The following is a 20,667-nucleotide window of genomic DNA, read 5'->3' on the forward strand; positions in this document are numbered from 1 at the left end:
CGCTTTTGCCAGTGGCTCAAGGGCTGAGTGGAAAAACTGCCACCGTCTGGATATGTCTTTTATCCGCGAGCTGTATCAAATAGGATGTATTTATGAAGACCCTGTTCGTTGTTTCTGCCATTCTTTTTGCTGTTTGTTCGGTGCTTTCCTTTAGCGGAAATCCGATGGTTGGCATCTTTGCGGCCGTGGCCAGCTTGTCATCGCTGGCGGGATTCTTCGTGGTTCGAAATCGCGAGGCGAAGGCTTAGCCCACGTACCTCTCGTCGATGGAGCCGTGGCGTTCACGGTAAACTCGAGAACTATGGCTATCGGCGCGACTATACACACCTTTGAAGTTCAACTTGCTGATGTAGATCGCGGGGTTTACGAGGATCTTTCGCTCCGTGTTGCGCAGCATCCGTCAGAAACCGATGCCTACATGGTCACCCGTGTGCTGGCCTACTGCCTCGAATATGAAGAAGGCATCGCCTTCTCGGCCGGAGGCGTTTCCACCGGGGAAGAGCCAGCCATTTTGGTCAAGGACCTGACCGGACTCATCACCGCGTGGATTGAAGTCGGCGCCCCCGATGCCCAACGCCTGCATTTGGGCAGCAAGCGGGCAGACCGCACCGCCGTCTACACGCACCGCGATCCTGCCAAGCTTCTGGCTTCTTGGCGCGGCAAAACGATCCACCAGTCGCAGGAGATCATGGTGCGCTCCTTCGACCCCAAATTCATTGATGCAGCGGCCCAAGCATTGACCCGCCGCAACACCATGTCCGTCTCGGTGACCGAGGGGCAAATCTACCTTGAATTGAACGGGACGAATCTGGAAACCCAGTTCAGCACGCATGAGATTGAGTAGAAAAGCTTAATCTCTGATTCAGCTCAGTGTGGGGTCGCAGTCATCAGCGCGCAGAAACATGGCCGGTGTACACCAATGACACCGACGGAAGTGCTCCATGAAACTGCGCAATATCACCCTTGGCACGGCAACTCTGGCTTTGGCCGTCACCCTGGCAGCTCCCGCCGTGGCTGCTCAGATCGAACCGACTGGATCTGATCCACTGATCATCGGCCACCGCGGAGCAGCAGGCGTGGCACCGGAGAACACCTTGGCTGCCATCAAGGCAGGCAGCCAGTCCGGCGCCGAATTCATCGAAATTGATGTGCAGCTGTCCAAGGACGGAGTACCGTTCATCTTCCACGACGGTACGCCCTCCCGCACCACGAACGTGGCAGAGGTCTTCCCTGACCGCGTCAATGACCCCATCACGTCATTTACCTGGGAAGAACTGCAGCAGCTCGATGCCGGTTCCTACTTCTCAGACGAGTTCGAGGGAACGAAAATTCCCCATTTCGATGAGGTTCCAGGTGCACTGACCGGTGGCACGGGAGTATTCATCGAAATCAAGGATCCAGCCAAGTCCCCTGGCGTGGAGAAGCTGGTAGCCGACGCGCTGGCTGAGGATCCTGAATGGAAGGCACTGGCAGAGGCCAACAAGATCGAGGTCCTTAGCTTCGACGCAGCATCCAACCAGATCTTTGCCCAACTGGCACCTGAAGTACCACTGCAGCAGCTGACCGGAACCGTGCCTTCTGCCGCGGAACTGGCAACCTACGCGACCTACGCGGATTCTTTCGGCACTAGCTACCGCACCCTTGACGCCGCCGGTGCGCAGCGCGTGAAGGACGCAGGCTTGGGCCTGGGCGTCTACACCGTCAACGCCGTCGAAGCAGCCGATGCTGCACTGGCCCTGGGTGTTGAGCGAATCACCGGCGACTTCCCAGCACAGGTGAACCGCCACATCGCTGGCCAGAAAGATTTCCCTGCCAACAATGGCGTGGTGATTGCCAACGCGATCAATGACGTGCCGGGAGATGACATCGCCCCGGAAAATGGCGAGCACGTTATCCTGGAGAACACCGGAAAGCGCACCATCGATGTCAGCGGCTACATCATTCGCGATGCCGCTAACAACATCCTTGAAATTGGAGAAGGATACGAGCTGGAGACAGGAGATCAGCTGCGCGTGTACTCGGGTCCGGGTACCAACAGCGAAGAAGCCTACTACGTGGACGGACCGGGAATCCTGAACAACGGTGGCGACTCGCTGGCGCTGTGGGATGCCAAGGGCAAGCTCACCGATACCTTCGCGAACTAGCTCTAGGTAGAGCGAACCCCCGGGAACCATTGTGGACTGCTCCCCAGAATTTGGATAGGGAAACCAGTACTACTTCCGGGGAGCAGTCTACAAAAATGGGGCGGTTTTCCGTATTAAGGCAGGCAACCCGCCAGCACTTGGGCGACGCTGACGGGTTTCACCAGCGTGAGGCCGCTCTTGGGGAAACGAACTCAATGCCTGACTGGTGACTTTTCGTAATTGGCCTAGGCCAATAGCTACTGTAGTTGCAGGAGAGTGAAAGGTGAAGTGGGCGGGGATAAAATAAAAACTTTTCCCAATTCCAAAAATTCTCTAGGCGTTATGGGCTTGACGAAGTATTCTGTGCATAGGTTTCACGCCGGACTAACGTTTTTTGGGGAATCGGAAGTCTTTGGGGAGATGGATGGGGATCCATCGCCCAGCGCAAAACTCGCAACCAGCCCTCGTTGATGATCGAATCAGCGAGGGCTGGATTAGTTTAAGTGACAACACGCGGGTGGATTCTCACGAGCAACAAGGCCGCACTCCCCAGTACGGGTCGGGATTTGAATCTGTTGTGGATTCCCAATGAATCAGACCAGCCTCTTTGCCTACACCTCGCTCGACGCTAGGGTGATTGATAGGCGGCCTGACCCAATGCACCGGGAAGGGTCCGCTGTGATCGGTTGCACCGTTTGTTTGCCTTCTTGCTTACCGTTTGTTGGCAGCAACTGTAGCTGGGAACCCCTATCGGTGGTTCCGGTGTTGTAGTAGGCTCCGGGACCACCGCCAGCTTGGAACGCGGACACTAGCTGTTTGGATTCAGCTAGTATGAGAACGACGGTCATGGATGCCGTCAGTTTGGTGATCCGTAAGTGCAAGCGAAACTGCGACTGCGATCTTTCGCCTTGTCTTCGTCATTGTTGTATGTACGTTGTTGGAGAGTTCCATCCGGTTCCCGCCAAACGACTCGATAACTGTAACCGTGCTTTAGCTCTCGTCGTTGTACCGTCGCCACTTCTACCTTTAACCCGGTTGTTCTATCTTTAATGCAACAGATCCGGAGTTTAAGGCAACAAGCCGATTTGAGATAAGAAAAACCCCGGAATCACAAGGATTCCGGGGCTATTCAACGCGGTGACGGTGGGATTTGAACCCATTATCCTATCCGCGCCATTACTGCTAGCTCCCGAATATCCCTTGTGTTTACTGGCATCTGGGCTCATTGGCTCACAGGTGCGCACCACGTCCCACAGGTATTCCTGCACCAAAATGCACCACAGTGCACCACCGTTAGAGCTGTTCGGCGCGCTGCTTGCTGAGGGCTTCGACCACGTTGTCGAGGTCGTCGGGGAACAGTGCCGCGTAGGTGTCCAACGTGACCTTGGCCGACTTGTGGCCGAGCATGCGCTGTACCACCTTGACGTTGGCCCCGGCGCTGATTGCCAGCGATGCCGCCGTGTGCCGCAGGTCGTGGGGCGTGACCCTGCGGAACGACTTGTCGGACGCCTGGGCTCGCTTCACGGCTCCGGTGAACCATCCGGTCTTGGCGTTGCCCGGGTTCGCCCCTCCTACTTAAGTAGTATTTACGCCGTTCTTATTTAATGGTGATTATTAAACGTGCTCGTATCTGAGGCAATTCGATCCAGACCGAGGACTTTTGTTGCGGAGGCTCGATTTCGGTCGACCCCCGCTTGGCACGGCAGATGATGCGCCGATCTTTACGAAGATGTAGATTTCGATTCATTCAAAAGGTGATAGTCGTGAAGCTCAAACTTCACTCGATTGCGGTCAGGTCAAATGAAGACCACTGCATTCCAATCCCAACATCAAGACAACAATCCAGCTCCGGGGTCACGTACCTCGCGATCGCTTTCGTGGCAATCGCTTCCCTGGTCCTGAGCCTGAGTACGGCTTTGACTCAGCCAGCGGCGGCCGCTTCGTCTCCGGCTGTGACCAGCATCGCCAGCTTCGGCGAGAACGCAGAGATTCTGTCGAAGTCGGAGGCCCTCCAGTTGGCCAAGAATGCCGATCTTCCAACAGAGTCGCTCTCAGGTCTGAAAGTTGACCGTTCCGGCGTCCAAGCATGGTCGATGTCAGACGGGACATCGTATGTGAGCTACCCGCTCGTCGGCGACGGCGTCCAGCTCGCCACAGTCGGTGCACTCCTGGACAACTCAGGCAACGTTGCGCAGCGCACAGAGATGGCTTTCGTTGGCGACGATGCATCTGGTCATGCCCGCATGTGGGTTGACGGAAATCTGACCATGGACAATCAATTGACCACTGCTGACGCGGCAAACAACGTCACCACATATGCCGGTTTCTGGGACAAGCTCAACAACTGCCTTGCCAACGCGGGCATCCCTGGCTGGGTTATTACCGCCATCACTATCGCCTGCGCGGCGGTCTGCGTAGGAACCGTTGGGCTCGGCTGCGTGGGCTGCATCGCGGCAGCTGCGGGCGTCTGGGGCGGCCAGGTCGGCTATTGCATCGACCAGGCCCAGAAATAGGAAGTGGTCAACATGAAAAAGATTTCGAAAGCAATCATCGCGATGGTTGCAGGCTGGGGGATGCTCTTCGCGGTTGCTAGTCCGGTCAACGCTTCCGAAAGCTCGTTCTCAACCAACCGGCCGCTTTCGGATTCAACTGTTGAGCGAGCGATCGCAATAGCTGAGCCGAGTTTCGACGCTCAGCTGCGAAACGGCGCAGAAGTCGATATCAAGCAGGCGAACGTCGCCCGGATCAATGGCTCCAGTTCGTTGATGGTGGCAGTGGCTACGTCTGGCGACGGCCACGACGAGGGTTCGTTCGCCGTTGCCGTCGTCGACGCCGCGGGAGACGTTGTCCAGAGCTTTGCGCAGGTTCAAGCTACGTACACCAGCGACAGCACTGCCGATGTGAAGCAGTGGGTCGATGGGAGTCTCCTTAAGCAGTGGACTGTTGAAGCCACTCCCGAAGCTGAAGCTCAGGCTGCGAAGGCTTTGAGCGCCATGTCTCCTGCAGACTCGTCGGTGGGCGTTGCGGCCGCTGGTAACGAGGGTGTGATCAAGTGCCTCAACGCGCTGGGCATCTCCACCATGGCGGCGCTCGTGATCATCTCCACCTGTGCGGCATTCTGTGCTGTTACCGTTGGAACAGGCTGCATCATCTGCGTGGCTGGGTTCACCGCTGTCGCTGGCGCATCCGTAGGACAGTGCCTGAGCGGTGCCAGCTAGGCACGAGAAAGGAAACGGCAAATGACAAAGCAACCTAGCAATTCGTCTGCCGCCAGGAAGAGTACCGTGGTGGTGCTTCTGTTCCTTGCGGTAGCCGCGATCAACCTGCCACGGGTCCCTCAGCTTACCGGCTACGCCGTGGTTGGATGGGCTGTTGGCGGAGTACTGCTGCTAGCAGCGCTGATCCTGGCGTTCACCAACTACCGCCACCACTCAAAGACCAGCACTTCACGATAGTAGGTAACGCCGGCTCGTTCGTCGAATGAGCCGAGACGAGCAATGTCCAGATCCGCTGAGCCTAACCCGAAGAGATCCCCTTGCCGCATACAGCAGCAGGGGGACCTTTCTCTGTGCCCGGCTTCCTGAAGGCAAGCGCGCGCAGCAGGTGCGGCAGCCGGCGGGAGGCTAGAGATCTTTTTCGTCCTGCTTGCGCGATGCCCAGTATGGTCAATCTTCGTTGTGGTTCACCCAGTCGCAGGCGTGCGGGCCTGCATGGTGGTGGTAGCCGTGTTCACAACGAAGGATGGGCATGTCGTAACTACCCTCCGGTGAAATATGCACCATAAGTGCACCATGTCAGATCTTTAAAAGAAGAAAACCCCTGGCTGACCAGGGGTTTTCATTGGCGGTGACGGTGGGATTTGAACCCACGGTACGGGGTTACCGTACACAACATTTCGAGTGTTGCACCTTCGGCCGCTCGGACACGTCACCAGACCTGATAACTCTATAACGAACATCAGGCGAAAACAAAAACGAGAGCGCTGTTTTTGGCCTGAAGTGTTCCGAAACACATCAACGTCGGTTTCTAGCCGCGCTTGCTCCGGAAGAATTCACGCAACAGGTCACCGCATTCTTCTTCCTTGACCCGCGAGTACACCTCGACCCAATGGTTCAATCGCGGTTCACGGACGATATCGAAGACCGAGCCGCACGCGCCGGCCTTCTCGTCCCAGGCCCCGAAGACCAATTTGGGAATGCGCGAAAGGACTATTGCCCCGGCGCACATGGCGCAGGGCTCAAGGGTCACCACCAGGGTGCAGTCGGATAAGCGCCAGCCATCATCTTGTCCCTTGGCTTCCAAGGCCTTGACCGCATTGCGAATGGCGACCACCTCGGCATGCGCCGTGGGGTCCTTGATGGCCTCGCGCTCGTTGCGTCCGGTGGCCAGGACTTCGCCTTCGGGGGAGAGGATGACGGCGCCGATGGGTACGTCATCAGTGGCCAGCGCTTCGCGCGCTTCAGCCAAGGCGAGGTCCATCCAAGCATCAAATTCGTGCACCATAGTGCTTTCACTTTACGTGTTTTGGGACGGTAGCCGGGCGCTCGGAGTGTGGTGCACTGCGCACTGCACTGAAGTTTGCTGTTTCCTTGGGCACACCAAAGTGCTTTAACGGCGGGAAATCGGGGATATCTCTCGATTTGCCTGAGTCGGTGCTGATAGATTTCTACTTATGCGCGTACAGGTAGTCGACCACCCACTGGTGGCACACAAGGTTTCGGTTCTTCGTGATAAGAACACCCCATCCTCGATTTTCCGCCAGCTGACCGACGAACTGGTCACCCTGCTGGCTTATGAGGCAACCCGCGAGGTGAAAACCGAAAACGTTGAGGTGCAGACCCCGGTCGCCACCACCACCGGTACCTCCATTGCCAAGCCGACCCCGCTGGTTGTCCCCATCCTGCGCGCCGGCCTGGGCATGCTCGAAGGCATGACCCGCCTGGTTCCGACCGCTGAGGTCGGCTTCCTGGGCATGGCCCGCAACGAGGCAACCCTGGACATCATCACCTACGCTGACCGCGTGCCAAATGACTTGGCCGGCCGCCAAGTGTTCGTGCTGGATCCGATGCTGGCCACCGGCGGCACCCTGGCCGAGGCCATCAAGTTCATCTTCGAACGCGGCGCAGAATCCGTTACCTGCATTTGCCTGATCGCTGCCCCTGAGGGCATCGAGCGTCTGAAGGAAATCCACGGTGGCGATCATCGCGTGCACATCGTGCTGGCAGCGATGGACGAAAAGCTGGACGAGAAGTCCTACATCATCCCAGGCCTGGGCGATGCCGGCGACCGCCTGTATGGCGTGACCCCGCCCATTGCCTAGTTCCAGCTAAGCGATGTGCCCGAAGGCTGCGGTGACTACACCGCAGCCTTCGGCGTTTCTTCACCGGTTTCGGGCGTGTCCAGCGGAAGCCGGACCTCGAAGACGGTATCTCCTGGCTGGGAGGTGACCGTGACGGTGCCCCCGTGGGCTTCGACGATGCTCTTGGCGATCGGCAGGCCCAGCCCGGTCGTGCCATCGGAGCCAGAACGCGCCTTGTCGGCGCGGGTGAAACGTTCGAAGACCCGAGGCAGGAATTCCGGGGCAATGCCCTCACCGGTGTCGTGAACCCGGATGATGGCTTCATCGGTGTCTTCGTCTTGGTCCACCGAAACGGTGACGGTGTTTCCGGCCGTCGTGTGCTTGCGGGCGTTGGCCAAGAGGTTGGTGATCACCCGGCGAAGCGAGGCCGAGTCGCCATTGACAATGGTCTGCGGCGCCTGGCAGTCGAACTCCCAATGGTGGTCGCTCGCGGTGAGCTTGAAGTCCTCGGTGATATCCGATGTCAGCGAGCACAGGTCAATTTCGCTGCGCTTGAACGCATTCTCCTCATCCAGCCGAGCCAGGAGCAGCAGATTCTCAACCAGTGAGCTCATTCGGCTGCTTTGCTGCAGAACGCGGTCCACCGAGCGCTGCCCGTCCGGGGAGAAATGCTCAGTGGCCGAGAGCAGCTCGGTGTAGCCGCGGATCGCCGAGAGCGGAGTGCGCAGTTCGTGCGAGGCATCGGCGACAAATTGGCGCATCTGGGCCTGGGACTTCTCGCGGGCGGTCAGTGCGGTGGAGACGTTGCTGATCATCGCGTTCAGCGCATTGCCGACATTGCCCACCTCGGTGCCGGGGACTGCATCTTGCGCCGGGACGCGCTGGGTCAGGTCCACCTTTCCTGAATCAAGCTCTTCGGCGGCAACCGAAGCAGCCACGGTGGCCACGCGCTTCAGCGAGGCAAGCGAGCGGGAGATCAGCCACGAACCGGCCAGGCCCGCACCGGCGATCAGGATCAAGGCGATGAACAGCGTCAGCCAGGCCATGCCGCGCAACGCCAGATCGGTGCTGTGCAGGGGCAAACCGACAATCAGGATGCCGTTGGATCCAGAGTCCTTGACTGCGACGAGGTAATAGTCGCCCACAGTCAGGTGGGCACGTACCGGCTTGAACTGCCCGCCGGCACGCAACGTGCTCAGCTCCAGATCCACCATCGGGATGGCATCTTCCTGGCTCAGCTGCTTCAGCACGCCGGTGCGTTCGTCCAGCACCCCGCCGTTGAAGACGTATTTGTCGACGAACCGCGCGGTCAGCGTGCCGGCGGACTGGCCGGGGGCATCAAGCCGGGAGTTCACCGCTGGTGCACCCTGCGAATAATTCAGCGCGCGTTCGGTGGTGAGCCGCAGCTGGCTGTTGAGCTGGTCCATCAAGGTCTGGCGCATGCCCGCGTTATAGAGCAGGCCGAGCAAGACAGATACGGCGGTGACCGAGGTCAGCAGGATGAGCAGCAGTTTGCGCTGCAGCGCGTGCGGCGAGCTCACCCTGGTATTCGGGGAAAAGAAACTCATGCAGCCGGCTTCAGCACGTAGCCAACGCCACGCACGGTGTGGATCATCGGCTCTGCGTCAACGTCAATCTTCTTGCGCAGGTACGAGATGTACAGTTCGACGATGTTCGCCTGGCCGTCGAAATCGTAGTGCCAGACGTTGTCCAGGATCTGCGACTTGGATACCACGCGGCGGGCGTTGTTCATCAGGTAGCTGAGCAGGTCGAATTCGGTGGCGGTCAGCGAAATTTCGCGGCCTGCGCGGGATACGTCGTGCGAGTCCATGTTCAGCACCAGATCGCCGACCACCAATTCAGCGGAATCCGCAGTGGCCGCGCCTGAACGTTCCACGAGTCGGTGCAATCGGATCAGGACTTCTTCGAGGCTGAAGGGCTTGGCGACGTAGTCGTCTGCACCGGCCCCCAGGCCCTCGATACGGTCTTCAACCGCGTCCTTGGCAGTGAGGAAAAGTACGGGGATTTCAGGGAAGTGGGTGCGCACCTTGCGCAGCACCTCGGGGCCGTCGAACCCAGGCAGCATCCAGTCGAGAACCAGTACGTCCGGCGCCAGGGAGCGAGCGGTGGCTACTGCTTCGGGCCCATCGTGGGCCATCGTGGCTTCCCAGCCGAGCATGCGGGTTCCCATGGCGACCAATTCCGCCAATGAAGGTTCATCATCGACCACGAGAACTTTGATTGCCGTGCCATCAGGGTGAGTCAGCCGGGGCAATTGCGAAGGGGAGAATCGTGATTCATTCATGTTAATCAGCTTGTCCTATTGCCATGGGCCGAGAATATGTTTTTGCTGTGTGCCAGCTATGACTATAAGTCGATTTTATGCGGGGAAAACCCGAACCGATAGTGGTTAATTTGGTCAACCCCTAAGAACGACGAATGATTGAAGCGTGGACGGACCATAGTGATGAATGAATATTCAGGCCTATGAATGGACCGAACATAATGACGAAGTTCTATTGATATGTTGACCATATTGTTTAGTTAAGCGCTTAGGTAGCCTAGAATTGTCTAAAGTGTTGTGCGTCACGTTTGGAAACATTTGTCTCACTATGTGGACGCAGGTGTTCATTGTTACTTGCAAGTTGCCAATGTTACGAGGAAACTAGAGGTGTGAGTACGGCGCAGGACGGTAAAAGCACCTCGGATTCCAACATCGAGTTGCCCAAGATCGTCCTCAACGAATGCTCGGCGTCCATGGCCTCCAAGCCGAATTATGAGTGATTTGTAATCCGATTTTGGGAGTTATTGACGGGAAACCCAACTGCTGAACGTGGACGAAGGCCGCGAACAGCGCAAGCAAAACCCGAAGCATGAGCGCCAAACCACTTGGCCTTCGCACTAAAAGAGGAAAAGATTATGTCGGCTGGTTCCGGATACGTCCACGTTTCAATTCGCAATGCGCAGAACCGCGCAGCAGCTGCACAGCGTTCAGCTTCTGGCAGCTATGCACCAGCGGGTTACCGTCCGCTGCGCGCGGTTTCCAATGTTCATGAAACACGTGATGCATCGCATCAGCCGGCTAGCACTCCAGTGCAGTCAACAGGCCAGCCAAGCGCCGACACCTCCGCACGCGGCTTCGTGCTCTACGTGGGCCTGGATGAAACTGCCGCCCAGGCGCAGGGCACCTCGCTGGGCAAGCTGGCCACCCAGGTCCGCGCCTTCCTGGCCACCTTGTCGCCGCAAGCGCAGACCCATGCCGCCGTGGCACTGGCTCCAACTAGCGCCCAGGGTGAGCCCATCGATGTAGTTCGCCAGGCTTTGGGCGATCCGACGATTTCCCGCCGGCCACGCGCTGAAGCCCGTCCATCCACCCCGCGCCCATCTGGCGTGCTGATCGACCTCTCGCGCCGCGAAGTCTACCTGGATGGCGAAACCCTGAACCTGACCTTCAAGGAATTCGAGCTGCTGAACTTCCTCGTGGAAAACGGCACCCGCACCGTAGGCCGCGAAGAGCTGCTGGAAAACCTGTGGCGCAATGCCGAAGAAGTCCCTAACGAACGCACCATCGACGTGCATATCCGTCGTCTGCGTTCCAAGCTGGGACGCCTGGCCAATACCGTGCGCACCGTACGTGGCCAGGGCTACCGCTTCTACGAGCACCCAGAAGTTGTTGTCTGGGCAGCTCCGGAATACTCCATCTAGCATCAGCTGGCAGCAGTGGCGGGCAAACCGGGTTCGGTTTGCCCGCCACTGCTGTCTTAAGCTGGAACAATGAACACCATGCATTCCCGCAAGCTCATGCTGATGCGCCACGCCAAAGCCGACTACCCGCTGGGCGTCGCGGATCACGACCGGCCGCTGGCGGCCCGCGGGCACCGCGAAGCCCCGGCCGCCGGAGCCTGGCTTGTGGAGAATGGCCTGATACCGGACTACATCATCTGCTCCGACGCGCTGCGTGCGCGCTCCACCTGCGCCTGGGTGCTTTCCGAACTCGGCGAGAAGGGCCCGACCCCCTATGTCGATTCGCGCATTTTCACCGCAGGAGTCTCGCAGCTGTGCTCCATCATCAATGAAGTTCCCGATACGGTCAGCAACCTGCTGGTGATCGGGCACCAGCCGGTGCTCCAGGAATTGGCGCTGCGCTTGGCGGCAATGGACTCGGATGAAGAAGCCGTTTACGAGCTGGCGATGAACTATCCGACCCTGGGAACCACGGTGCTGGAAACCAAGCATCCGTACTCGCACCTGGATGCCCGTGATGCGCGCGTCACGCATTTCACCGCACCGCGGCCCGCATGAGAGAAGTCTCATCAAGTTTTTTCTAATGCACTAGTCAGCCTGTAAATAAGCGGTGATCTGCCTTTATGAGAAGCAGATGATAGGCCTCTCATCGAATACACCTCGCCGCCTCATGAACCGTTCACTTTCAGTTAACCATTGCTCGTTTCACTGGGAATCGTTGGCAGCACGGCCAGCACCGGCAAACCGCAACGGCGGGCCGGAAACACTGAAAGAGGAATAGGCAGATGGCCATCATCGCAGAATCACTTCCAACGCAGACCCCCGCAGCGCGCAATGAAGTGCAGCAGCAGATCGATGCACAGCGCGCCCGCACCATCCGCGCTGCCTACACCACCCGCTTCGTTGCAGCCGAGCTGCAGCGCAATCCGCAGGATTTCGAGATCGTGCGCCGCGCAAACATGGTGCCGCGTGCTGGTGACGTCGTCATCGCGGCTGTGACCGAGCTAGGCAAGCACACGCGCCTGCAGTCCCCGGTTTCCCGACGCCAGCTGATATTCGTCGGACAGGAAATCATGGTCGCCTACGGCCACCGCTACGCACCAGACCAGTTCCTGGCCCATGTGCCGGATAACCTGGGTCCATGCCAGCTGGTTGCAGGCGGCGGTGTCGCCAGCGAAGTCATCGAACAGCACGCCTCGATCGATATGGCGACACAGCTGCAGCCCGCAGGCCTGCTGATGCGCCACGGCAAGGTCGTGAACCTGGTGGACTTCGCTCCACTGGGCATCGAGAACGCATCGCCGCGCGCAGCGCAGGTTGCCGCGCCGCGCCCGCCGGTGATCGCAGTGCTGGGCACCTCGATGAACTCCGGCAAGTCCACCACCCTGGGATGCCTGGTCAACGGACTGGTCAACTCCGGCATGGAAGTTGCCGCAGGCAAGGCCACCGGCACGGGTGCCGGCAATGATCCGAACCTGTTCACCGATGCCGGCGCCTTCAGCGTCTGCGACTTCACCGACTTCGGCTTCCCAACCACCTACCGCTTGGACTACGAAACCGTGCGCGACCTGCTGGTGGCGATGATCCGCGAGCAAAGCGCCACCGGCGCAGACGCAGTGGTCATCGAGATCGCCGACGGGCTGTTCCAGGGCGAAACTTCCCGCTTGCTGCGCGACCCGATTTTCGCCGAGCATGTAGACCGCGTGCTGTTCAGCGCCCAGGACGCTTTGGGTGCCCAGGCCGGAGAGCGGATCCTGCGCGAAGCAGGCCTGGATGTTGCCGCGGTTTCCGGGGTGCTCACGGCCTCCCCGCTGGCCGCGATGGAAGCCCAGGCGCAGCTGTCCACCCCGGTCATCGGGACCTTCGACCTGTGCCAGGCAGAGGTTGCCGCCGCCCTGCTGCCAACCCGCTAGGAGCCAAGATGCTGGACCAGAAGATCGCCGTTGAGCAGCCGGCGCAGCCTGGGCGCCTGCCGGCGCTGGTAGCGCCGGGGCGGCGGATGCTGCTGGCCGGATTGCTCAGCCTGGGCATTCTCGCCGGCTTGCTCTCGATTGCCATCGGCTGGCTGATCGGACAGCTTTCGGCCCGCATCAGCTGGGCAGCTCTTGGCGCGGTCCTGGGCTTGGTGGGATGCTTCTTCCTGGCCAAGTACGCTGAACGGGTGCTGGCCGAGAAGCTCGGCCAGCATTATGTGGCCCAGCTTCGCCGCGGGCTGGTCACGCACGCTTTGCGCAGTGCACGCGGTCCGTCCATGGGCATCACCATCGCCCGTTCCACCAACGACCTGTCCTCGATCCGCAACTGGATTGTGCAGGGCATGGTCCCGCTGGTCGCCGGTTTGCCATTGCTGATTGTCAGCGGTGCGGGCCTGTGGTTCCTGCATCCGCTCCTGGCCCTGAGCTTGGCCGCGACCCTGGTGCTCGAGGGCGTCCTGCTGGCGGCCTTGGCCGGGGGTACTTTCCTGAGCGCCAGGACCTTGCGCCGGCACCGTGGGAGCCTGGCCTCGCGCATTGCCGATACCGTCGCGGCGCGGACAGCTATTGCGGCCGGCGGCGGCGTGGAACGTGAAGTGCAAAGGGTGCAGGACTCCTCGCAGAAGGTGATCGATGCTTCGGTGCATCGCGCCCGGTTCGCCGCCGCCCTGCGTGGCGGGGCGCTGGCCATTCCGCTGCTGGGTACCGCGCTGGTTGTGGCGGCGGCCTCGATGGCGCAGCTTCCGCCAGCCGCCGTGGCGACCGCCCTGACGCTGATGGGAATTTGCGCAGGAACCCTGGGCGAGTGGGGCCGCGTGGTGGAGTACCGGCAGAATTACAAGGCGGGCCGGCGAATCATCGCGCCGCTGCTGGCCGAGCAGGAACGCTGGCGGGCCCGCGAAGAATCTTCGGCAAGCACCCGCGATGCCAAGGAGCTGATGCTCCAGCCTTCCTCGGTGCGCATCCAGGTGCCCGCAGGGATTGCCGACCAGTTTTCCACCCTGCGGGCACAGCCCGGGGAGCGAATTGCGCTGCGTGGAAGCCAGGGCCAATGCGCGGCGCTGCTTTCGGCCATTGCTACCGGCGCCCTGGTGCACGGCGCCGACCCGCAGGCCGGGGTGTGGATCGCCGAGGGGCGCAGCGAGGATCTGCCTGCTGCCGGCCGCCGCAAGCTCGTGGGCTCCGCGTTGGAATCCATGGTTCCCGAGCGCGGAAGCGTCGCCCGTGCGCTGCGGTATCGCCATCCGGGCGCTTCGCTGCGCAAGGCCGTGGCGCTGGCTGAAACCTGCGGTTTGAAGATGGCCGATTTGCCCGGTGGAGCGGAAGCCCGCTTGCGCCGGGGCGGCGAACCGCTTAGTTCCGGGCAGCAAGCATCGTTGCTGGTGGCACGGGCGCTGTTGCGCGAACCGCCCTTGCTGGTGGTCGATTCGCTGCTGACCCGCTTGCCCGATGGAGCCTACGGCGACGTGGCCGAACTGCTCAACGGCTATCCCGGGGTGCTGCTCTTCAGCGCCGGACTGCCTGGCATCAGGGAAACCGCCAGCTGGGACGCGCAGGCCTAGGAGACGGCCGCCGGACGGGTAGCGCGAAGCCCATCCACGGTGAGCAGCACGGCGCGCACCGTTTGCCCGCGATCCAGGCCGGTCTGCCCCGAGGCGCGCATCCGGGCGGTAAACAAGGCGGCACCGAAAATACTGGTGGCTACCGAGAGCTTCTGGTCGGGCTCGAGCACGACCAGGCGTTCGAGCACCTCGATGATCAGCCCGGTCACCTGCGTGTGCAGCGGGGTGCTGGCGAACGCAGTGGCGGTGTCCGCGCTCAGCTGCTCCTGCATCCACAGATGGGCAAAGGAGGGGTAGCTGGCGACGAAGTCCATGGAGAATTCCACCATCTGCCTCAGCGCAAGGTAGGGGTCTTCCCCGGAGGCCGCACGTGCCAGTTCGCCCATGAGCTTGTGCGCGCCGTAGCTGAGGATCTGGCTGACCAGCTCGTCTTTGGAACCGAAATTGTAGTAGACCGTGCCCTTGGAAACGCCGGCCGCGGCCGCGATCTCGTCCACCGAGACGGACTCGGGGGAGCGCGAACCGAGCAGCTGCATGGCCGCTTCGAAGAGCTTCTCCTTCGAATCCGTGGCCCGCACACGGCGGCGTTGGCCCGTTGGCGTTGTCATTCTTTCAGCTCCGGTTGCAGTGTTTTCAAGCTCCAGGTCTTGTTCTTGCGTACCGCAAGCATACTCAAGACTAGTCCAATGGCGGTGTAGAGCAGCAAAGAACCGGCAACCGATGGCAGCACTGCCAGATCCGCGCCGTACATCAGGTGGCGCATGCCGATCACCACATTGCTCATGGGCAGGATCCGGTGCAGCAGGTGCAGCGAATCAGGCAAGGTCTCCCAGGGGAAGGTGCCGCCTGAGGTGACCAGCTGCAGGACCATCAGTACCAGCACCACGAACTTTCCAGCGGTGCCCAGCAGCGCGAAGCACCCCTGGATCAGCGCACTGAAGCATAAGGCAGAACCGGCCAGCAAAGCCCAGATCAGCCACGGGTGGGCGGCATGCAGTCCCAGCCCGAATCGCACCACCGCGTAGAGCAGGCTGGTTTGCAGTACCGCGATGGCGGCGAAGGGCAACCAGCCGCCGATGGAAATTTTCCAGTTGCTGCCGTTGGAAGCCAGCGCGCGCTTGGTCATCGGGCGCATCACCTGGGTCAGGATCAGCACGCCGATAAAGGTCGCCAGGGTCATGAAGAAGGGGGCAAGGCCTTCGCCATAAGCCTGTGCTTCGGCCTGCTTGCTATTGGAGACAGCTACCGGATTGCCCATGACTTCGGCCAGTTGCCCGCTGGTGGACTCATCGGGGTTCGGCACCTTCCCGGTGCCGTCCTCCAGGCCGGTGGCCAATTCATCTGAACCGTCTTGCAGTTCTTCGGTGCCGTCCGAGAGCTCGCCGACTCCATCGGAGAGCTGCACCAGTCCGTTGTGCAGGGCTCCGGTGCCGGCGAGCAGCGTGCCGGCACCCTGATCCAGTTGGCTTGCGCCGTCAGCCGCGTCGGTGGCGCCATTCAATGCGGACTGCTGGCCCTCGGCCAGGGTCTTTGCCCCGGTGTGGGCTTCGGCGGCGCCGGAGGCGAGCTTCGCCGAGCCTTGGGCTGCCGAGCCGATGCCCTTCGCGAGTGCAGGCATGGCGTCATCCAACGCCTTGGTGCCATCCGCGAGGGTGCCCAGGCCGGTGGCCAGCTGCTGGTTTCCTTCGGCTACCTGCGCCGATCCGTCGGCGAGGGTGTGCAGCTGCGTTTGCAGGGTAGATAACTCGGTATTGACCTGGGTCACTTTGGTATCCAAGGCATTGCCGAGCGTAGAATTCTGCACGCTTTGGCTGACCGTGCTCTGGATGGAATCAGCCTGGTCCTGGGTGAGCACGCCACTGCTGACCAACTCGTCCAGGCGCTGCTGCGTATCTTCCTTGACGCTATCCAGCTGCGTTTTCGTGTTGGCCTGCAGCTGGTCGATTACCGCGATGGCCTCATCTGCCGTGCTGGCCAGCTGCTGGTTGCCGTCTGCGACCTGCTGTGAACCGGCAGCAATCTGGTCGGCGGCTTCTTTCGCGCTGGCGGCGCCTTGATCCAGCTTCGAGACGGAACCGGGCAGCGCTTTGGTCTGCGTCTTCAAGGTGTGCAGACCGTCGCTCAGCTCTTTGCTGCCGTCGGCCAGCTGCGCGGTGCCGTCGGCCAGTTCGGCGCTGCCGTCGCGCAGCCGGGTTTGGCCGTCGACCAGTTGGCCCAACCCTCCCGACAGGTCGGCGGTGCCATTCTTCAGGGTCTTGGTGCCCGAGTTCAGCTCGGTGCTGCCATCGACGAGCTTGGTGGTGCCATCGGCCAAGGTGACCACGCCATCGCCCAGTCGCAGGGTGCCATCGTAGAGCTTCCCGGCGCCGTCTGCGGCTTCGCCCATCGAATCGTGGATGTCCACGAATCCGGCGATCATCGCCGAAGCCGTTTCGGTTCCCACTTCCTGGGCGACCGAGGTGCGCACCGTGGTAGCCAGCGTTTTGGCGAAGTTGGAAACCATGAAGTTATTGGCATCGTTGGTCAGCAGCTCGATATTGGCCTGTTCGGCATCATCGAAATCGCCCGGCGAGACCAGGGCCGAGGAAAAGTCCTCGGGCAGGATCAGCGCAAAGGCGTACTGGCCGGTGGCCACGGCCTGCTCGGCTTCCGCCTTGGAATCCACGTGCGCCCAGCTGAAGGTGCCGTCGTCTTCCAATTCCTCGACGACGTCGTCGCCGACTCGGGTTTTCTCGCCGTCCTGTTCGGCGCCTTCATCCAGATTGACCACGGCGGCCGTGACCTTGTCGAGGTTTCCCTGGGGGTCCCAGTTGGCGTAGAGGTAGAGCGCGCCATAGAGCAGCGGAACGCAGGTGACCGCGATGAGCGCCAGTTTGGGCAAGGTGCCGCGGCTCATCCGCTTGAGCTCGGAGAGGGCAAGTCGCAAAGTTGTCATGGGCTATTCCTTTGCTTCGCACTGAACAGCGTCAGCAAGTTCGTTGGCTGGGAGGAAGAAATCGTGGTTGGCCGCGATGCCCTCGGCCATGGCCAGGTGATCCAGGCCCAGATCGAGTTCGCCTTGGATGAACCCGGTGGATGGATCGGGCAGTGGGAGCACTGCTGGTTCCGGGTCGGCGGCCTGCCCGGTTTGCGGCTGCCAGCACTGGGGCAGCCGGCTGACGATAGCCAGGACTGCGAATTCCCGATGCGAGGAAGCGAAGTTCTCCAGGGTCTCGAGCCAATGCTCGTCTTCCAGATCGTGCCGGTCCGGTGAATCGACGATGAGCAATTCAAGACGGGGATTCTCGGCAGCCAGCAGGAGCTGGAGCTCGAAGAGGCGGCCCGGATCGATGGCATCGCTCCAGCAGCTGGCGATATCGTCGAATCCATGCTGCGCCATCCACTTCCTGGCGCCGGGCTTGCGCCAGCTTGGCCCCGGGATCAGCCCCAGATCTTCTGCGACAAGATCGCAAACCTTCAAGTGGGATTCGGGTTCATTGATCCCCGGCGAATCGACCAGAGCGCTGTGCTTGCGCAGGGTTCGCAGCTTCGGATCCGCATTCCACACCACCGTCCCGGAGCTGGGTGCCATGCGTCCGCTCAGTACAAGGGCCAGCGCGGTCCGGGAAATCTGCGGCTCGGATACCAGCAGCTGCAGTTCACCTCTTTGCAGTTGCACGGAGGTGGGCCCCACGAGCTGGTCGTGGCGTCCCTTGACGGTAATGGAATCTGCGGTAAGCACAGTTAAAGACTAATTGAACTGACCAGTCAGTTCAATTAGTGAAAAGGTTCCTTTGATCACTACTGGACGTAAAGCGTTTGATGACCTTTGATGGTTGTTGGGTACGTCACGAAAAAGCGGGGCAGAGTTCAGGTGCAGTTAATCGGGCTTTGCTTACCTTGGAACCAGGCCCATGCACGCGGCAGGGCCGCCGCTGCTTGAATATCTACCTAGGGAAAAACATGATCAATAGACGTCCCACTCGCATCGCTGCCGCGGTGCTGGGAACCGCGCTTGCGGTTTCGAGCTTCTCGGCGGCGCACGCCGATACTGCCGAAATCACCCCCATCGAGCAGATCCAGGGGACCGGCGACAGCTCACCCATGGCTGGCCAGGACGCAACTGTGCGCGGTGTTGTCACCGGAGCCTACGCCGACGGCGGATTCCGCGGTTTCTATCTGCAGAGCGCTGGCAGCGGCGTAGATGCCTCGGGCCAGGCGAGCTCGGCGATCTTCGTGTACGCGCCGGACGAGGTTTCCTCGGTGAGCGTCGGCGACCATGTCCAGGTTTCTGGCGAAGTGTCCGAATACTATGGCTTGACCCAGCTCAAGGCCGGCAGCGTCGAGGTGCTCGATGAACCGGCGCAGGGCGTCAAGCCGCTGGCGATTTCACTGCCGAGCAGCGATGCCGAGCGCGAGCGCTTTGAATCCATGCTGATCGAGCCGCAGGGCGAGTTCACCGTCTCGGACAATTACTCGCTGAACCAGTACGGCGAGCTGAGCCTGGCCATGGGCACCAGCGAGATCCTGCCCGGCGAACGGCTGCTGCGCCAGCCAACCGATGTCTTCAAGCCGGCCAGTGCCCAGGCCAAGGCTCTCGCGGCGGAAAACGAGCAGCGCTCGATCGTGGTCGATGACGGGGCCACGCTGAACTTCTCAACCAGCAAGAACAAGCAGATCGCCCTGCCGTACATCGACGCGCAGCAGCGCGTCACCGTAGGCGCTGACGCATCCTTCATCGCACCGGTCATCTTGGACTACCGCTACGATATGTGGCGTTTGCAGCCGCAGGGCCAGGTGGTCGGCGCCGATGATGCCGATATCGCCGTGAACTTCGAGCAGGTCGACAACGACGCTCCGCAAGAGGTGGGCGGCAATGTCAGCGTTGGCAGCTTCAACGTGCTGAACTACTTCACCACTACCGGCGACATGCTCGATGGGTGCTCGTACTACACCGACCGCGAGGGCAATCCAATCAATGTCCGCGGTGGTTGCGATGCGCGCGGCGCGGCGACCGCTGAAAGCTTTGAGCGCCAGCAGTCCAAGATCGTTGCCGCACTGGGCAAGTTCACCGCAGACGTGGTGGTCCTGGAAGAAATCGAGAACTCGGCACGCTTCGGACAGAACCGCGATGCCGCCCTGGCTCACTTGGTCAACGAGTTGAACCAGGAAGCTGGCCAGAAGGTTTGGAGCTATGTCCCGACCCCATCGGTTGTGCCCGCTGACGAAGATGTGATCCGCACCGCGATCATCTACCGCGACAAGTCAGTGAAGCCCATCGACGAGTCGGTCATCCTCGACGATCCAGCATTCGTGAACGCCCGGGATCCACTGGCCCAGGCCTTCCAGCGTGTTGGCGGAAACCAGAACACCCGCTTCCTGGTCGTTGCCAACCACTTCAAGTCCAAGGGCTCGGATCCTGCTGATGGATCGGGCAATGCCGACAGCGGCGATGGCCAAGGCGCTTGGAACGAAGCCCGTGTCGGCCAAGCGGAAGCGCTGGTTGGCTTCGCGGACGGTCTGAAGAAATCGCGCAATACCGACCAGGTGCTGCTGGCGGGGGACTTCAACTCCTATTCGGCTGAAGATCCGATGCAGGTTCTGGTTGAAGCCGGGTACGTGGACCTCGGCGCCGCAGCCGATTCCCAGAGCTACCTCTACGACGGCTTGGTCGGCTCGCTGGACCACATCTTCGCCTCGGAGAAGCTGGCGGGCAAGGTGACTGGAGAAGACATCTGGAACATCAACGCCCTTGAATCCGTGGGCTACGAATACAGCCGCTACAACAACAACATCACTAACCTGTTCGCGGCTGACCAGTACCGTTCCTCGGATCATGACCCGGTGCTCGTCGGACTGCAGCTGGATAAGAAAAACTGACTTTTCCCGCCTGCGCGGTGGCGGGGCGCTCTTCTTCCCTGAAGAGCGCCTGGCCACCTTCTTTTAACCCGCTTTGGGGAACCCAGAGGGGCGCTGGTTGCGGGGTG

18 protein-coding genes, 1 tRNA gene and 1 pseudogene are annotated in these 20,667 nt (G+C 60.8%); 12 read left to right on the forward strand and 8 right to left on the reverse strand.

Features of this window, described 5'->3' with window-relative positions:
- Window positions 1-92 precede the first annotated feature (92 nt).
- The 3 genes from CQ012_RS17660 (at window position 93) to CQ012_RS13765 (ending at window position 2,144) form a co-directional block, all read left to right on the forward strand.
- Window positions 93-248, forward strand: coding sequence for a hypothetical protein (locus tag CQ012_RS17660; RefSeq protein WP_181149083.1), 156 nt, complete (start codon window positions 93-95; stop codon window positions 246-248).
- Between the two features lie 53 nt (window positions 249-301).
- Entirely contained in the window at window positions 302-844 is a 543-nt protein-coding gene (locus CQ012_RS13760) for a YaeQ family protein (protein ID WP_105658829.1), read from the forward strand.
- 97 nt (window positions 845-941) lie between these two features.
- Entirely contained in the window at window positions 942-2,144 is a 1,203-nt protein-coding gene (locus tag CQ012_RS13765; protein WP_105662481.1) for a glycerophosphodiester phosphodiesterase family protein, read from the forward strand.
- 1,272 nt (window positions 2,145-3,416) lie between these two features.
- Here the strand turns inward: CQ012_RS13765 and CQ012_RS13770 are convergent.
- Window positions 3,417-3,665, reverse strand: a pseudogene (locus CQ012_RS13770) (tyrosine-type recombinase/integrase); the annotation flags it as partial.
- Between the two features lie 221 nt (window positions 3,666-3,886).
- Here CQ012_RS13770 and CQ012_RS13775 point away from each other — a divergent pair.
- From CQ012_RS13775 to CQ012_RS17505, 3 genes are read left to right on the forward strand one after another with little or no spacing between them, the layout of a single operon-like run.
- Window positions 3,887-4,636: a hypothetical protein gene (locus CQ012_RS13775; protein WP_146112972.1), complete on the forward strand. Its 750-nt coding sequence runs from the start codon at window positions 3,887-3,889 to the stop codon at window positions 4,634-4,636.
- A 12-nt stretch (window positions 4,637-4,648) separates the two neighbouring features.
- Window positions 4,649-5,341, forward strand: a complete 693-nt coding sequence (locus CQ012_RS13780) for a hypothetical protein (protein ID WP_146112973.1) — start codon at window positions 4,649-4,651, stop codon at window positions 5,339-5,341.
- Between the two features lie 21 nt (window positions 5,342-5,362).
- The gene (locus tag CQ012_RS17505) at window positions 5,363-5,578 is read left to right on the forward strand and encodes a hypothetical protein (RefSeq protein ID WP_146112974.1); all 216 of its coding nucleotides are present in this window, start codon (window positions 5,363-5,365) and stop codon (window positions 5,576-5,578) included.
- A 386-nt stretch (window positions 5,579-5,964) separates the two neighbouring features.
- On the opposite strand, the gene CQ012_RS13785 is transcribed toward CQ012_RS17505, so the two are convergent.
- Window positions 5,965-6,055: transfer RNA gene (locus CQ012_RS13785), tRNA-Ser, on the reverse strand.
- Between the two features lie 94 nt (window positions 6,056-6,149).
- On the reverse strand, window positions 6,150-6,626 hold the full coding sequence (tadA, locus tag CQ012_RS13790; protein ID WP_105658823.1) for a tRNA adenosine(34) deaminase TadA: 477 nt from the start codon (window positions 6,624-6,626) through the stop codon (window positions 6,150-6,152).
- A gap of 169 nt (window positions 6,627-6,795) precedes the next feature.
- Between tadA and upp the strand changes: the two genes are divergently transcribed.
- On the forward strand, window positions 6,796-7,443 hold the full coding sequence (gene upp, locus CQ012_RS13795) for a uracil phosphoribosyltransferase (RefSeq protein ID WP_105658822.1): 648 nt from the start codon (window positions 6,796-6,798) through the stop codon (window positions 7,441-7,443).
- A gap of 35 nt (window positions 7,444-7,478) precedes the next feature.
- Here upp and CQ012_RS13800 read toward each other — a convergent pair whose 3' ends face one another.
- On the reverse strand, window positions 7,479-8,990 hold the full coding sequence (locus tag CQ012_RS13800) for a sensor histidine kinase (RefSeq protein WP_105662484.1): 1,512 nt from the start codon (window positions 8,988-8,990) through the stop codon (window positions 7,479-7,481).
- Window positions 8,987-9,727 carry a response regulator transcription factor gene (locus CQ012_RS13805; RefSeq protein ID WP_105658820.1) on the reverse strand — a complete coding sequence of 247 codons (741 nt, stop codon included), beginning with the start codon at window positions 9,725-9,727 and terminating at the stop codon, window positions 8,987-8,989. Before CQ012_RS13805 ends, CQ012_RS13800 begins: the two co-directional genes overlap by 4 nt.
- 614 nt (window positions 9,728-10,341) lie before the next feature.
- On the opposite strand from CQ012_RS13805, the gene CQ012_RS13810 reads away from it, so the two are divergent.
- From CQ012_RS13810 to CQ012_RS13825, 4 genes are all read left to right on the forward strand, one after another.
- Window positions 10,342-11,127, forward strand: a complete 786-nt coding sequence (locus CQ012_RS13810) for a winged helix-turn-helix domain-containing protein (protein ID WP_105658819.1) — start codon at window positions 10,342-10,344, stop codon at window positions 11,125-11,127.
- 69 nt (window positions 11,128-11,196) lie between these two features.
- Complete coding sequence (locus tag CQ012_RS13815; protein WP_105658818.1) at window positions 11,197-11,724, forward strand: SixA phosphatase family protein; 528 nt, start codon at window positions 11,197-11,199, stop codon at window positions 11,722-11,724.
- A gap of 227 nt (window positions 11,725-11,951) precedes the next feature.
- Window positions 11,952-13,079 (forward strand): DUF1611 domain-containing protein, encoded by a 1,128-nt coding sequence (locus CQ012_RS13820; RefSeq protein ID WP_105662485.1) that lies wholly within the window; start codon window positions 11,952-11,954, stop codon window positions 13,077-13,079.
- Between the two features lie 8 nt (window positions 13,080-13,087).
- Window positions 13,088-14,701, forward strand: a complete 1,614-nt coding sequence (locus tag CQ012_RS13825; RefSeq protein WP_105662486.1) for an ABC transporter transmembrane domain-containing protein — start codon at window positions 13,088-13,090, stop codon at window positions 14,699-14,701.
- Here the strand turns inward: CQ012_RS13825 and CQ012_RS13830 are convergent.
- The 3 genes from CQ012_RS13830 to CQ012_RS13840 are packed head-to-tail and all read right to left on the reverse strand — an operon-like array spanning window position 14,698 to window position 18,422.
- Window positions 14,698-15,309 carry a TetR/AcrR family transcriptional regulator gene (locus CQ012_RS13830; RefSeq protein WP_105662487.1) on the reverse strand — a complete coding sequence of 204 codons (612 nt, stop codon included), beginning with the start codon at window positions 15,307-15,309 and terminating at the stop codon, window positions 14,698-14,700. The genes CQ012_RS13825 and CQ012_RS13830 overlap by 4 nt on opposite strands.
- Window positions 15,306-17,636: a YhgE/Pip domain-containing protein gene (locus tag CQ012_RS13835; protein WP_105662488.1), complete on the reverse strand. Its 2,331-nt coding sequence runs from the start codon at window positions 17,634-17,636 to the stop codon at window positions 15,306-15,308. The genes CQ012_RS13830 and CQ012_RS13835 overlap by 4 nt, the downstream gene beginning before the upstream one ends.
- 3 nt (window positions 17,637-17,639) lie before the next feature.
- Window positions 17,640-18,422 carry an ABC transporter ATP-binding protein gene (locus CQ012_RS13840; protein ID WP_105662489.1) on the reverse strand — a complete coding sequence of 261 codons (783 nt, stop codon included), beginning with the start codon at window positions 18,420-18,422 and terminating at the stop codon, window positions 17,640-17,642.
- A 221-nt stretch (window positions 18,423-18,643) separates the two neighbouring features.
- Between CQ012_RS13840 and CQ012_RS13845 the strand changes: the two genes are divergently transcribed.
- On the forward strand, window positions 18,644-20,560 hold the full coding sequence (locus CQ012_RS13845; RefSeq protein ID WP_105662490.1) for an ExeM/NucH family extracellular endonuclease: 1,917 nt from the start codon (window positions 18,644-18,646) through the stop codon (window positions 20,558-20,560).
- Window positions 20,561-20,667 lie beyond the last annotated feature (107 nt).

It is taken from the genome of Arthrobacter sp. MYb214 (assembly GCF_002979865.1).
Lineage (GTDB): Bacteria > Actinomycetota > Actinomycetes > Actinomycetales > Micrococcaceae > Glutamicibacter.